Origin of the sequence: Paenibacillus pinisoli (assembly GCF_003605435.1) — a bacterium.
Taxonomy (GTDB): domain Bacteria; phylum Bacillota; class Bacilli; order Paenibacillales; family Paenibacillaceae; genus Pristimantibacillus; species Pristimantibacillus pinisoli.
In genome coordinates this window covers 208,858-223,104 of sequence record NZ_QXQB01000004.1, presented here as the reverse complement: position 1 = coordinate 223,104, position 14,247 = coordinate 208,858, and the positions used below count along the sequence as shown (strand labels likewise).

The following is a 14,247-nucleotide window of genomic DNA, read 5'->3' as shown; positions in this document are numbered from 1 at the left end:
CGTCATTCTCCCTCTCATTATGGATTATGGAATAAATCGGCGTAAGCTTCACTGAACGATTCCGGCAGGATATAACGATTGTCGCCGATTGCGGCCATGCCCAGCTCCGGTACAACAAACATGTCAATCGCCGTTCCGTCCTTCAGTCGAAGCTTGGCCAGATAGGATTTTCCTTCGGACTGGGCTTTGGCCCACTGCTCATCAGCTTCTCTATCTCTATTAACCGCCGTTTCACTTTGGCTAAACATCCCGATCCACTCCCGAATATCCTTCTTCCGGTGGAGGACATGAAGCTGCACGCTGCCGCTGTGATTCATGATGTCAATTTCTTTGGTCAGCCGTGCCAGCTCCGCTGCCTCCGCATAATCGCCGGCCGGGATAACGCTATTATCCGTTCTGCCGGATAGTTGGACAATATAATAACGTCCCTCATGCTCCACCGCCAGCCGGAAGGCGGGATCATAGCCCTGAAGCTGATAGATCGTGCCCCCAAGCAAGTAGGTCGTCGCATAATCCAATACGGCGTACCCGTTCTTGCCGCCGTTCTCCATATCCGATTTCAGATCGTATTGCAAGGTTCCGAGCTTATCCCCGGCCCTCGGCGTCCTATCCGTAAGATCGAATGGAGCCCCATCATTCAAGAACGTATAACGGTATCCATTGTAATTCAGCATCTTCAGCGGGCCTAGCGATACCGATAGCGGCATACTCCGCGGGGTCACGGTAAATGTCGTCGGCTGGACTTGCTGAAGCGCTGTAAGCGACGGAATGGCCGGATCAGCTTTAAAGAAGACAGGAAAGACAAGTGCCATAGACAGCACAGCGCAGCCGATTGCAGGAATGGCGATTTTAACGCTCCTTCTCAATGGAGGCTTCTTTCTCGCTTCTTGGCTGAGAATGCGGCTTAGCATCCGCTCCTTCTGCTTCTTGGACGGGCCAAGCTTCGACATGCGGGCGATCAGTTCCTTCTCATTCATATCGCTCACCACCTATCGACAGCTTCAGTAGTTTCCTTCCCGTATGTAGCCGTGTGCGAATGGTCGGTTCTTTAATAGAAAGCATATCTGCTATTTCCTTCGTGCTGTATCCTTCGTAATAATGCAAGTAAATCGGCAAACGGTATTTCTCAGGAAGGGATAGCACTTCATCTAACAGATCGTCGTGCCTGATTTCTTCGGATAACTGCTTCTGATCGCTTTCTTCCAGTGTGACGCGCAGCCGTCTCCACCAATGTCTAAGCATATTTTTGCAATGATTGCGGGCAGTCACAATAAGCCAAGCCTTCTCATGCTCGGTGTCTCGAAACGTCGGGCCTGATCTCATGAGCTTCAAGAAGACCGTCTGCGTTGCTTCCTCCGCATCAACCACATTTTTTAACATCATGAAACAGACCTTGTATATCGTATCTGCATGACTATTGTAGATGTGAGTGATATCCTTGCCCGTACGCTGCAAGGCATCCTCCATGCTGCTGTCCCCCCTTTACTATTAACACAATCGAGATAGGCAAAATGTTCGATTTTATTATAAAAAATTTTTGGAGGCCGCATTTATTCATTGTAAAACAACCCTAACAGCGAGTCAGTGGTATGATTTGACTGATTTATGAATGCCATGCTCTTCAATTCTACCTATTTGTTCATCTTTCCATGCAATCCTGCCGCCATAAAGTGATAGAATAGAGTCAGCATGAATCGATGCACATCATGATATTAGGAGCCAACCCAAGTGAAAGCACATCCAATACGACTATTGCGCATTACCGGACTATTCGACGGCCTGTCGCTCTTAGTCTTGCTCGGCATCGCGATGCCGCTCAAATATATATGGGGGATGGACAACGCCGTCACGATCGTCGGCAGCCTCCACGGAGGCATATTCAGCCTCTACGCTCTCGCTATTCTGTACGCAGCGCTCCGAATCAGATGGAATCTGCTCTGGTCAGGCGCAGCAGTGCTCGCGGCATTTGTTCCGTTCGGCAACTTTGTGCTGGACTGGCAGCTGAAGAAAGCCCAGGCCAAATATTCGGTGAAGCCGTTCAATTACGCGCTGCTTGTATACAGCATCGTCTTCTTCTCTTTCTTCGATCTGTTCTCGCAGCTGCCGGTCATGAGCACCTTCGCCTCCTCGATCGGCGCCAGCTCGTTCATAGTCGGATTCGTCATCGGACTGTACTCGCTGTCCAATACGCTCGGCAATATTCTATCCGGCATTATGACCGACAAAATCGGCCCGTTCAAAATCCTGATGGCTGGACTGGTTCTGTCAAGCGGCGCGCTGCTGCTCTATCAATTCGTCGATCAGCCGGCCTGGCTGATCGTCGTTCGGCTTATTCACGGCTTTGTCGCGGGCTTGATCGTGCCGGCTGCCTTCACCTTCTCTGCCAACACGACCGTGCAGAACGAACAAGGGAAAAAGGTGGCTTTTACCGGCACGTTCGTCGGACTTGCCGCGATTATAGGTCCCGCGTTCAGCGGTATCATGGCCAGCAAAACATCCGTACCCTTCGTCTTCACCTGTGTATCGATGATGGGGCTCGCGCTTGCTGTCTTGTCCGCGATCTTCCTTGGCAAGTACAAGATCGCCAAGAAGGAGAAGGACGAGAATACCCAGGCAGGACCGTTCCTTAATACAGCAGTCTTGAAAGCTTACGGCGGCGCGTTTTTCCTGATGTTCTCGCAGGGCGTCATTGCCTACTTGCTGCCGCTCCATGTCCAGTCGCTAGGTTATGATTCCAGACTGAGCGGCACGCTCATGAGCGCCTTCGGCATCATTGCGGTTCTTATCTTCGTGCTTCCAACGAACCGCATATTCGATAAGGTTGCTCCGTCCATTACGATGGCGCTGGGCATCGGCCTAATGGGCATAAGCCAGCTGCTGATCAGCCAATCCGATACGACCTGGGCGCTTTACTCCGTGCTGGGACTCTACGGAGTCGGCTTCGCCTTCCTGTTCCCGTCGATCAACACTATGCTAATTCGAGCGACTCCGGCAGAGCTGCGGGGCAAGGCATACGGCTACTTTTACGCCTTTTTCTCGCTGGGCGTAGTTGCCGGATCCTCGCTGCTGGGCTGGCTGCCGTTCGATGAGAGCGAAGGCTTCCTCTTCACTGGCGCGGTGCTGCTCTGCTTCGCCGCTATCGTATTGGTCAGCAGACGCAAAGAACAAGCAGTGAGCCAATAAGACGAACTTGCAAGACGGGACTACCCCGTGCGAGCGAGAGGAAAGCTGAGCTGCTTGCCGAGAAACTCGGCTTAGAGCGTGCCGCCCAGCGGAAAACAATGCTGCATGCCGAGAAACTCGGCCTAGAGCGTGCCGCCCAGCGGAGCACAAAGCTGCTTGCCGAGAAACTCGGCCTAGAGCGTGCCGCCCAGCGGAGCACAAAGCTGCATGCCGAGAAACTCGGCCTAGAGCGTGCCACCCAGCAGAAAACAAAGCTGCATGCCGAGAAACTCGGCTAGAGCGTGCCACCAGCGGAAAACAAAGCTGCATGCCGAGAAACTCGGCCTAGAGCGTGCCACCCAGCAGAAAACAAAGCTGCATGCCGAGAAACTCGGCCTAGAGCGTGTCACCCAGCAGAAAACAAAGCTGCATGCCGAGAAACTCGGCCTAGAGCGTGCCGCCCAGCGGAGCACAAAGCTGCATGCCTAGAAACTCGGCCTAGAGCGTGTCGCCCAGCGGAGCACAAAGCTGCATGCCGAGAAACTCGGCATAGAGCGTGCCACCGAGCGGAATACAGAGCTGCATGCCGAGAAACTCGGCTTAGAACGTACCGTCGAACGGAAAACCATGCTGCATGCCGAGAAACTCGGCCTAGAGCGTGCCACCCAGCAGAAAACAAAGCTGCATGCCGAGAAACTCGGCCTAGAGGCGTGTCGCCCAGCAGAAAACAAGCTGCATGCCGAGAAACTTGGCTTAGAGCTATTCCGCAGTTGCCAAAAAAGATTTCAAGCAAGCAAAAAGCCTTCAAACCCACTTTCGCGGTGGTTTTGAAGGCTTTTAAATTCTACGTTTGGATTGATTTATCCGTTCTTCCCTTTTGAGACAGCCCCGTCTTCTTCGTTATACAACCTTTTCATCGAATGGCAATACGGATCATCTCTGCCATTCGGGGATCAGGCTGTGTGCCAAGCTCCTGTTGAAGAAGCTGCTCTAATTGATAGTAATGGCGAATTGCCTCATTCATTCTGCCTACCGCAATGTAGATCTTAATCGCTTCCAGGCTGACATCCTCCCGCAGCGGATCGAGCTTCAGAATCGCTTCAAAATAATGCAAAGCTGACTCCCGCTCGCCGCGCTCCAGCTGGATTTTCCCCGCGAGCTCCAGCAGCTGAGTGTATTCGCGCTCCAGCTGTCTTCTGTATGCGTCTGCCCACTCATAGCCCTTTCCGTTCAGCAGCGGCCCGGTATACCATTCCACCGCTTGTTCAATTAAGGGCAGCACTGCTGTGCCTTGTCCCTGTCTGATCTGCTTGACGAGCCGGCCGAACCGGTACAGATCGCAGACGATATGCTTCTCTTCAATCCAGATCTCCTTCCGGTAGGTTTTAATGGGATTGTCGAGCTGGGCGCCGCTAATCGCCTTCCGTATATAATACAGGGTGGAGTTGAGATTTTTATGGGCTTTCTCCGGTTCTAGCCCGCCCCACAGCGTATCGATAATTTCTTCGCGGCTTACTTTCCTCCTATAGATCAGAAAGGCGAGCAATTCCTCCGTCTTGGGACTTCTCATCTTGAGCAGGATACGTTCTTCGTCCTGACGGAACAGCCTAAGTCCGTCGAACAAGCGGACAGCGAAGAGCGGCTCCGGAGCCGGGGCGGCTGGCCTGCTTCGGATGCGATCCAAAGTGCGCGCAACACGCTCTGCCGTGACCGGCTTCATCAAATAATCCAGCGCATTCATCTCGAAAGCTTGTACCGCATACTCATCATAGCCCGTAACAAATACGATATGGATGGACGGGTGAAGCTCCGTCAGCCTCTCGGATAAGGACATGCCGTCAATCTCCGGCATCGAAATATCGAGAAAAGCAACATCAAACGGATTCTCTTCGGCATACTGGCAAGCTTCCAGAGGACTGAGAAACGCGCCGCATACTTCAACCGTTCCGCTTTCCGATAAAATTCTATTCAACCGTTTGACCGACAACGGCTCATCATCTACTATAATCGCTCTCAGCATGCCTCATCTCTCCGATCTGCCTGCGCAGCTGCACCGGAATCTGGAACGATACAACCGTTCCCGCCCCTTCGCGGCTGCTGATATGAATCTGTTGCCCATAGATGAGCTTAATGCGCCTGTCAATATTCCATAATCCGACGCCTCTGCGTTCTACGTCTTTTCTAAGCGTCTGCTCGAGCTTCTGCTCGCTCATTCCGCAGCCGTCGTCCTCTACCTTGAAGGTTACGATCCCATTCTGTTCTGTTATGGCGACGATAACCCTGCCTCCGGCCAGATTGGACATCAGCCCGTGGCGAATCGCATTCTCCACCAGGGGCTGCAGGATCAGCGGGGGAATCAGTATCATCATATTCGCTTTCACCTCATAGACCACTTGCAGCCTATCCCCGAACCGGGCTTGCTCGATATGCACATAAGCCTCCACCAGCTTCAGCTCGCTATCCAGCGTGGTTAAGGAGTCCAATTGTTTGAAGTCGAAGCTGCTACGCAAATATTGCGAGAGATGAAGCGTCAGCTGCTCCGCCCGCTCCGGCTCGTCCACACACAGCTCGGCAATGGAATTCAATGCATTGTACAAAAAATGCGGCTTGATCTGGGAGCGCAGGAAAGCCATCTCTGCATCCTTGGCGTTTTTCATCGAGGCCTTCAATCGAGTCAAGCTCCTGACTCGGGCCATCAGCTCTTCTGCTTCGAATGGCTTTCCGACAAAATCATTGGCTCCGTTGTCCATCGACAGCTTCATGTCGTTCACCCTGTTCTTGGCGGTAAGCATAAGGACAGGCAGCTCGAAGATCGAGAACCGTTCTCTGATTCGTTGAAGCACCTCATATCCCGTCATATCCGGCATCGAGATATCAAGCAGCACGAGGAAAAATTCCGGACGCCTCGCAATCTCCTGAAGCGCCAGCTCCCCTCGATTGACGACAACGAAGGAATAACCCTCAAGCCGCAATAGATTGATCATCGATTGCAGATTGGCGAAATCATCGTCCACCACCAGAATCGTTTCATCGATGTCTCCCTTCACATAGAGCGGGTAATCCGGCTGGCGGATCTCGGTATCCGATTCCGCTGCTGCCGCCGTCTCCGAGTAGCTTCTAATCGTCTTGGCTGTTGCCAGCGGCAAGGTGAAGTTGAACAACGATCCCTCGCCTGGAGCGGATTCGACACCGATCGTTCCGCCATGCAGTTCGACCAGCTTCTTCGTAATGCTAAGTCCGAGGCCTGTTCCTGTTTCCGGCGATGGAATTGCGTCGGACGCTTGCTCGAAGGCCTGGAATATTCTGCTCTGCATATGCTCGGCAATGCCAATTCCAGAGTCGCGCACCAGAACTTCAACTTGATTGCCATTCATGACTGCGCTTATTTCCACATAGCCCTGATTCGTAAATTTGATGGCGTTGCCGATCAGATTGTGCATGATTTGCTGCAGCCGGTTCCCGTCCGCATAGACTGGCGGCATCGCTGCATCCACCCGATTCACGAGCGCAATTGTTTTGCCGGCAAGCAGGAAGGAATGAATGCGGATGACTGAATCGACAGCTGCAGCCAGATCAATTGGACTGCGGTACAGCACAATGTCTCCATGCTTCAGCTTGGAATAATCGAGCAATTCGTTAACCATCAGGGTTAATCTGCGGCCGCTGCCCATCACGATGGCGAGATTGCGGGCTTGCCCCTCGTTCATCGGGCCCTCTGCCCCCTTGAGGAGCGTGTCAGTGATGCTCACGATCGCATTCAACGGCGTCTTCAGCTCATGGGATGTATCGGACAGGAAGTCATCTTTGATTTTATCCAGCTGCACCAATTGATTTTTCATCGCGTTAATCGTATGATACGCCTCGAAAAATCTAAGCACGATAAGCCCTATCATAATGAGGTTGAAAAATACAATGTAGAACTGGCCTAGCCACAGACTTTCCTTCCAGGAGACCGCTTGCAATATAATGTCCAGCGAATAGAGGTTGATCGTTAATATCGCAACATACCACAGCAAGGACTTGAGACGGTCTCTCGGCTCGCCTCCGATATACAGTCCCGCTACCTTCACCAGCATCCAGATCAGCATGAATTCATAGATGATGACGACATATACCTGAATTGGCGTGTAGGTATGAATCGGCAATATCGCAATCAAAACGATAAAGAAGCCCAACACTGCCGTAATCGCTCGTGTAAACTTCAAGGAAGCGATGCTTTTCTGCAGCTGATAGAAGATGATGGCCAGTATAATAAAGCATGCGGTAGATATGATGTCCTTCCATTTATAGAGCAACTGAAACGGCAGGTCCGGCAAAAATTGCAGAAGCGACCTCTCCCCGATCAAGCCGTGGTAGGCGGCAAACAGGAGGCATATAAGCGAAAAGGCCAGCAACGAATAATCCCGCCTATGAAAAATAAACGCTGCAAAATAGCAAATGAGATAGATGAGCGCAAGCGTGCCCAATATGGCAAGTATGCTGAACTCCCGCATAAGCGTCTTCTCTTCATGCCCTACCATCGCTGTCTGCTCGCCGAAGTAAATCGAGAGCGGAATACCTCCATTAATATAATCATAGTTGGAGACTTGAACGATTATCTCTATTGCCCCTTGCTCGGATGCGAACAGCCCAAACTTCGGAACGTTGCCCGCACTGTACTCTTCTTGCTTGCTTGCCGTAACGCCGTCCTCCAATAAGCGCTTTCCATTAACATAGACTACGCTGGAAAACCGGATATTCGTCTTCTTGATCGCATAGATTCCCGACTCAGGCACATTCCTCAACACAGCCCGGTAGGTAGCGGAGCCGTATGCAGGCAGGTGGCTGCCGTCATATGCCGTGCCGTTCCAAGTGGAAGGCACCTTCATATAGATAAAGTCCGGCAGCGCTTCTGCAGAAGAAGTCTCGAAATCCGCAGGCTCAAGCAGCTGATCCCAATAGAACTCCCATTCGCCATCCAGTCTGATTCTGCCGATGTCCTTATAGGACCAGTCCGATAAATCCATAACGCCTTGGCGAACCTTCGGATCCTCCGCCCGGTTGCCTTTATCCATGTATATCGATAGTGGTATTAATGAAATGGTTAGAATGCCAATAAAGCTAATAATTAAAATCCTTCTCAACACCGCTGTTGCCCCTTTCGACGACAGGCTCACCAGGTATTCGGCTTACGGCCAGTGCAGGTATGGGGCAGCCCGGCCTTGTCATTGCTATCACTGCCACTATCGTAATTATATTAGTCTATGAATAGGAGTAAAGAAGTTTTTCCTGGAGCGCAAGCATTCCCGAATCACAGCAGTCGGAATGGCGACAAAATCATACCAATTGCCAATAAACAAATAATAAACAAGCAACGGCTCATTCCTTCGATCCAACTCGAAATAGGCGCCGCAACCCGGCGATTTGCATGCACAAAAAAAGAAGCCATCCTTCACAATGGAAGGACAGCTTCTCGTTATATGGCCTATTGGGATAACTTGACCAGACTGTAATTCTTTTTGCCTTTGCGGATAATGATGAACCGGCCGCCAATTGCTTGGTCCGGCGTTACCGCCAGCTCCAAATCGCTTACTTTCTCCCCGTTCATGGAGATAGCGCCATACGTAATATCCTCGCGCGCTTGACGCCTGGAAGGCTCAATTCCCAGATCGACCAGCCACTCTACGATGTTTTTGGTTTCCTGCGAAGCTTCGAACGTAGGCATATCCTTGAAGCCTTGCTCGATTTCGTCCGCTGTAAGCGACTTGATATCGCCGGTGAACAAGGCTGCCGTAATCCGCTTCGCTTGCTCCAACATTTCCTCGCCATGAACGAATCTAGTCATTTCTTCCGCCAGCGTCTTTTGCGCTTCGCGCTTATGAGGCTCGGATTCCACCTTGGCGGCCAGCGATTCGATTTCTTCTTTGGACAGGAATGTGAAGTACTTCAAGTATTTGACGACATCGCGGTCGTCGGTGTTGGTCCAGAACTGGTAGAATTCGAACGGCGTTGTCTTGTTCGGGTCAAGCCAGATCGATCCGCCAGCCGTTTTGCCGAATTTCGTGCCGTCAGCCTTCAGCATCAGCGGAATGGTAAGTCCGAACGCTTTTGCCTCGGAGCCTTCTTTTCTGCGAATCAGGTCAAGGCCGCTTGTAATATTGCCCCATTGATCGGAGCCGCCGATTTGAAGCTGAACATCTTCATGCTGGTACAGATGCAGGTAATCAAGCGACTGCAGAATCTGGTAGGAGAACTCTGTGAAGGAGATGCCGCTGTCCAGCCTGCTCGATACCACATCTTTGGCCAGCATTGAATTGATGCTGAAGTTCTTGCCGTAGTCGCGCAGAAATTCAATGATATTGATTTTATGCGTCCAGTCGTAGTTGTTCACCATACGAATCTCATTGTCCCCGTCAGTGATGAACAGCTTCTTCAATTGCGCGGTAAGAGCTTCTACATTCGCCTGGACTTGCTCCAGCGTCTGCAGGGAGCGCTCCGTCTGGCGCCCGCTCGGATCGCCGATTGTGCCGGTTGCACCGCCGATTAGAATGACCGGTCGGTGTCCTGCCAGCTGGAATCTCTTCAGCACCATAAACGGAATCAAATGGCCGATATGCATGCTGTCGCCTGTCGGGTCTACGCCGCAGTACAGAGACAGCGCCTTCTGATTCGTCAATTCGCGGAGCCCCTCGGCATCCGTCTGCTGGTTAATGGCGTCGCGCCATTCGAGTTCGTCGATAATATTCACAGCGATACACTCCTTCAATGTCCTATTAGTTCTTATACGAATGATGAATCCGCGTTGAAAAACAAAAAATCGCCCCTTGTCTATTGTAGACATAGGGACGATTGAATAACCGTGTTACCACCCAGATTGCACCAACGAAGCTATACGCCAGGCGCATGCTGTTGATACCGCTCTTGGCGAGTTATCGTTCGCCGTATCCGCCCGGCATTACCCGGGATACTCCAGAGTGTAATTCGCATGTCTTCTTGTGTACCGGGTTCCATCGACCCCCGGCTTTCTAGAACAGGGAAGAAGCTGCTACTGGGCTCTTTCAACGTATATCGCATATAAGATTAAGAGTTAGTATAGTGAAATCATGAACTAATGTCAACTGGCGATGGAGATGATTTTATTCTGGCGCAGTATGCTTCACGCTCGTTCCGTTCGATACCACTTTCGAAGTAAATGGATGTGTGCCTGATGATAGCGGCTGTGGTCGGCGATATGCCACAATCCCCAGCGAATGGTAGCCCGCTTCTCGTTCTCATGCCCAAAAGCAACGACGCGGTCCAGGTCGGTATCCTTCAAGCGAACGCAAGCCTCTTGCAGCAAATGCAAGACATGTTCGTACTGGGAAATCAATGTGTTCAGAGGAACGCCAGAGATCATAGGAAGCCTGTTGCTCTCGTCAATCATAGGTCCGTATTGCTCCATTAATGCCTGCGGCAGCTGCTGCCCCTGAATCCGGTACACCCAGTTCAGGTCCACGAAAAGAAGATGTCGGATGAGCTGTGCCGTGCTGTTAAAGCTGTTATCCGGCCCTCTATAATCCACTTCACCCTGAGACATGCCGTCCGTAATGGCCTTCAACCGCTCATTGTTTTCCCGTACAGCCGCATAAAGCATACCCACAATAGGCGTCATAGCGGAATCGCCTTGCAAATCACGAATCATCCCCGAATGCACTCCTTCGTATATGAAGCTGCCGTTCAACCCGCATCCTAATTGAATATTATCAAATTATAGCATTTCATCCATTGATATGGATAGCAAGATGCAAGAAATGCGTTGCCAATCTTGTTGTTATACTGTGTATAAGACCAGTAAAGAAGGGATTGAAAGAGATGGCTGATATCGAGCATCTGCAAATTGTGAAAGCCTCTGCCGCAGACGTATACTTCGCACTGACGACCGCAAAGGGTCTGTCCGAGGTCTGGACGAATGAATTGACCGTGCATGAACTGGTTGGAGCAGTCAACGAATTTCAATTCGGATCCGACGATCTGACTAAAATGCAAATCGTGGAGCTGATTCCGGGGGAGCGCATCGAATGGTTATGCGTGGAATCGGATCCTGAGTGGGTAGGTACCTCGCTGTCGTTCGAGCTTGAAGAGAAAAAGGGAAAAACCTATGTCACATTCCGCCAAACGAACTGGGCAAAGGTTACCGACTTTTATCGTTCCTGCAATTATAATTGGGCAATGTTTCTCTATAGCCTGAAGCTGTATTGCGAGGAAGGCCAAGGGATGCCTTTTCAGAGGCGCAAGTTTTGAGCTCTCTCAATTCTGATCTTGCCTTGCCTTCTAACGGAACTAAGAGACTCTATGCTTCGATTTTTTATACGTTTATACGGCTAACGGAACTAAGATGCCTTATTTGCATCATCCGACCCGTATTTCGGTTCATTTAGGACAAATATGGATTCTCAGTTCCTTTACTGTTTAAAAATGATACACAAACGGGCAAATAGAGTCTCGTAGTTCCCTTACGAATTTCAAAAAATGGCTTGCCCAACCTCAAGGACTGCTGCAGCTAACTTCAAGGGCTCTGCTTCAGCTAACTTCAAGGGTTGCTTCAGCTAACTTCAAGGGCTCCGCTTCAGCTAACCTCAAGGGCTGTTTAGCTAACGTAAGCTGGTTTTTGCTGCATAGAGATCCCCTTTCGACGAATTTATCCACATTTCTATCATTGCATCATTTCCTGATACAACGAAAAAAACCGTCCGACTGTCAACATGACAGTCGGACGGCTCTATAATGACCGTTTAATTGCGGATCAGATAATCAAATGCGCCCAGGGCGGCATTAGCGCCGGATCCCATAGAGATAATGATCTGCTTGTACGGGCTGTTCGTGCAATCGCCGGCAGCGAATACGCCCGGCAGGCTTGTCGCGCCGTGATTGTTCACGACGATCTCGCCCATGCGCGTACGCTCAACAGCATCGCCCAGCCAATCCGTATTCGGCACCAAGCCAATCTGTACGAATACGCCTTGCAGCTCAATATGCTTCTCCGCACCTGTGTCGCGCTCAATGTAAGTGACACCGTTCAGCTTGTCTGTACCGGTGAACTCCTTCGTCTGAACGTTCTTCAGGACGGTTACGTTAGGCAGGCTGTACAGGCGATCCTGCAGCACGCCGTCCGCTTTCAGCTCTGCATTGAATTCCAGAACCGTCACATGACTGACGATACCGGCGAGATCAATCGCAGCTTCGATGCCGGAGTTGCCGCCGCCAATAACCGCGACGTTCTTGCCTGCGAACAGCGGACCGTCACAGTGCGGGCAATAAGCTACGCCTTTGTTCTTGAACTCTTCCTCGCCCGGCACGCCGACATTGCGCCAGCGGGCGCCTGTGGACAAGATCACAGTCTTGCTCTTCAGCACAGCGCCGTTCTCAAGCTCAAGCTCAATGTAGTCGCGTTTCTCCAGACGCTTGGCGCGCTGAAGCTTCATGACGTCTACATTGTATTCCTTCACATGCTCTTCCAGGCTGGCCGCCAGCTTCGGACCTTCGGTATACTTCACGCTAATGAAGTTCTCGATGCCGACCGTATCCATCACTTGACCGCCGAAGCGCTCAGCCACGATACCTGTACGGATGCCTTTGCGAGCGGCATAGATTGCCGCGCTAGCGCCGGCTGGGCCACCGCCTACGACGAGCACATCGAAAGGCTCTTTGTTGTCAAATTCAGAAGCGTCAGGCGCTTCGACGATCTTGGAGAGAATCTCCTCGATGGACATGCGTCCGCTGCCGAAGAATTCGCCGTTCAGGAATACGGAAGGAACAGCCATAACATCTCTGCTTTCCGCTTCTTCCTTGAATACTGCGCCGTCAATCATCGTATGTGTGATGCCAGGATTCAGTACGCTCATCAAGTTGAGCGCCTGGACGACATCAGGACAATTGTGACAGCTCAGGCTCACGAACGATTCGAATTGATATTCGCCTTTGATGCCTTTAATTTGATCAATAACGCTTTGGTCGACCTTCGGGGCTCTGCCGCTTACTTGCAGCAAAGCCAGCACGAAGGATGTAAACTCATGTCCGAGCGGGATACCGGCAAAAACCACACCTGTGTCTTCACCGACACGGTTCACGCTGAAGCTTGGCGTTCTCGCCAGTTCAACTTTCTCGACCGTAATTCTGGATGTCATGCCGACGAGTTCATCCATCAGCTCCAGCATGTCGCTCGACACGGGATCGGATGCCGCGCTGACCTTGATCAACACATCGCCTTCCATAAGCTGAAGGTATTGGTTTAGTTGTGCCTTAATATCTCCGTCTAGTACCATAGGAACAGCTCCTTAGATTTTGCCTACCAAGTCAAGGCTTGGCTTCAAAGTGGAGCCGCCTTCTTGCCATTTCGCAGGGCATACTTCACCTGGGTTGTTGCGTACGTATTGAGCCGCTTTGATCTTGCTTACCAGCGTGCTTGCGTCACGGCCGATGCCGCCAGCGTTGATCTCAACCGTTTGGATAACGCCGTCTGGATCGATAATGAAAGTGCCGCGGTCAGCCAGACCGTCAGCTTCGATCAGAACGTCGAAGTTGCGGGAGATCGTGTGCGACGGGTCGCCGATCATGATATATGTGATTTTGCCGATAGTCTCGGAGCTGTCATGCCAAGCTTTGTGAGTAAAGTGAGTATCAGTCGATACGGAGTACACTTCAACGCCAAGGGATTTCAGCGTCTCGTATTGATCTTGAAGATCGCCCAGCTCAGTTGGACATACGAAAGTAAAGTCAGCAGGGTAGAAGCATACTACGCTCCACTTGCCTTTGAAGTCAGCTTCGGATACTTCGATGAATTGACCATTGTGGTATGCGGATGCTTTAAACGGTAGTACTTCTGTTCCAATTAGAGACATGTTTAGTTCCTCCTGAGAATCGTTTATTGTTTGTAATGATTATAAACTAATATTAATTACTAGGCGACAGCTTGTCAAGTGTTTTGAGAGCTGTTCGACAATAATTTTCATTCTCGTTCGCGTCTATATCTTATTCTAGGTTGCCAATGAACTATCCTTCCCTAAATTGCCTTCTCTTACACCTGGAGCAGCCTTTTTACATTCTCTTAAAACGCGCTATCTAAAACAG

12 protein-coding genes and 1 other annotated feature are annotated in these 14,247 nt (G+C 51.0%); of the genes, 4 read left to right on the top strand and 8 right to left on the bottom strand.

The genetic code is table 11. From position 1 onward, the window contains the following. Window positions 1-17 precede the first annotated feature (17 nt). Window positions 18-977 carry a hypothetical protein gene (locus D3P09_RS18190; RefSeq protein ID WP_120112827.1) on the bottom strand — a complete coding sequence of 320 codons (960 nt, stop codon included), beginning with the start codon at window positions 975-977 and terminating at the stop codon, window positions 18-20. After that, window positions 970-1,467 (bottom strand): RNA polymerase sigma factor, encoded by a 498-nt coding sequence (locus D3P09_RS18185; RefSeq protein ID WP_120112826.1) that lies wholly within the window; start codon window positions 1,465-1,467, stop codon window positions 970-972. The genes D3P09_RS18190 and D3P09_RS18185 overlap by 8 nt, the downstream gene beginning before the upstream one ends. Before the next feature lie 261 nt (window positions 1,468-1,728). On the opposite strand from D3P09_RS18185, the gene D3P09_RS18180 reads away from it, so the two are divergent. From D3P09_RS18180 to D3P09_RS18170, 3 genes are all read left to right on the top strand, one after another. Then, entirely contained in the window at window positions 1,729-3,183 is a 1,455-nt protein-coding gene (locus D3P09_RS18180; RefSeq protein WP_120112825.1) for an MFS transporter, read from the top strand. Between the two features lie 98 nt (window positions 3,184-3,281). Next, window positions 3,282-3,461, top strand: coding sequence for a hypothetical protein (locus tag D3P09_RS18175; RefSeq protein ID WP_120112824.1), 180 nt, complete (start codon window positions 3,282-3,284; stop codon window positions 3,459-3,461). Continuing rightward, a complete protein-coding gene (locus D3P09_RS18170; protein ID WP_120112823.1) occupies window positions 3,442-3,651 on the top strand; it encodes a hypothetical protein in 210 nt (69 codons plus the stop codon). Before D3P09_RS18175 ends, D3P09_RS18170 begins: the two co-directional genes overlap by 20 nt. A gap of 424 nt (window positions 3,652-4,075) precedes the next feature. On the opposite strand, the gene D3P09_RS18165 is transcribed toward D3P09_RS18170, so the two are convergent. The 4 genes from D3P09_RS18165 to D3P09_RS18150 form a co-directional block, all read right to left on the bottom strand. Next, entirely contained in the window at window positions 4,076-5,182 is a 1,107-nt protein-coding gene (locus tag D3P09_RS18165; RefSeq protein ID WP_120112822.1) for a response regulator, read from the bottom strand. Further along, window positions 5,157-8,288, bottom strand: a complete 3,132-nt coding sequence (locus D3P09_RS18160) for an ATP-binding protein (protein ID WP_120112821.1) — start codon at window positions 8,286-8,288, stop codon at window positions 5,157-5,159. The genes D3P09_RS18165 and D3P09_RS18160 overlap by 26 nt, the downstream gene beginning before the upstream one ends. Before the next feature lie 338 nt (window positions 8,289-8,626). Further along, complete coding sequence (gene tyrS / locus D3P09_RS18155) at window positions 8,627-9,889, bottom strand: tyrosine--tRNA ligase (RefSeq protein ID WP_120112820.1); 1,263 nt, start codon at window positions 9,887-9,889, stop codon at window positions 8,627-8,629. Window positions 9,890-9,979: 90 nt separating this feature from the next. Beyond that, window positions 9,980-10,212, bottom strand: a binding site (T-box leader). Window positions 10,213-10,297: 85 nt separating this feature from the next. Next, a complete protein-coding gene (locus D3P09_RS18150; protein WP_120112819.1) occupies window positions 10,298-10,822 on the bottom strand; it encodes a DinB family protein in 525 nt (174 codons plus the stop codon). A gap of 170 nt (window positions 10,823-10,992) precedes the next feature. Between D3P09_RS18150 and D3P09_RS18145 the strand changes: the two genes are divergently transcribed. Next, the gene (locus D3P09_RS18145) at window positions 10,993-11,421 is read left to right on the top strand and encodes an SRPBCC family protein (protein ID WP_120112818.1); all 429 of its coding nucleotides are present in this window, start codon (window positions 10,993-10,995) and stop codon (window positions 11,419-11,421) included. A 491-nt stretch (window positions 11,422-11,912) separates the two neighbouring features. Here D3P09_RS18145 and ahpF read toward each other — a convergent pair whose 3' ends face one another. Then, window positions 11,913-13,442, bottom strand: a complete 1,530-nt coding sequence (gene ahpF / locus D3P09_RS18140; protein ID WP_120112817.1) for an alkyl hydroperoxide reductase subunit F — start codon at window positions 13,440-13,442, stop codon at window positions 11,913-11,915. Between the two features lie 12 nt (window positions 13,443-13,454). Further along, the gene (gene ahpC / locus D3P09_RS18135) at window positions 13,455-14,018 is read right to left on the bottom strand and encodes an alkyl hydroperoxide reductase subunit C (RefSeq protein WP_120112816.1); all 564 of its coding nucleotides are present in this window, start codon (window positions 14,016-14,018) and stop codon (window positions 13,455-13,457) included. Window positions 14,019-14,247: the final 229 nt, after the last annotated feature.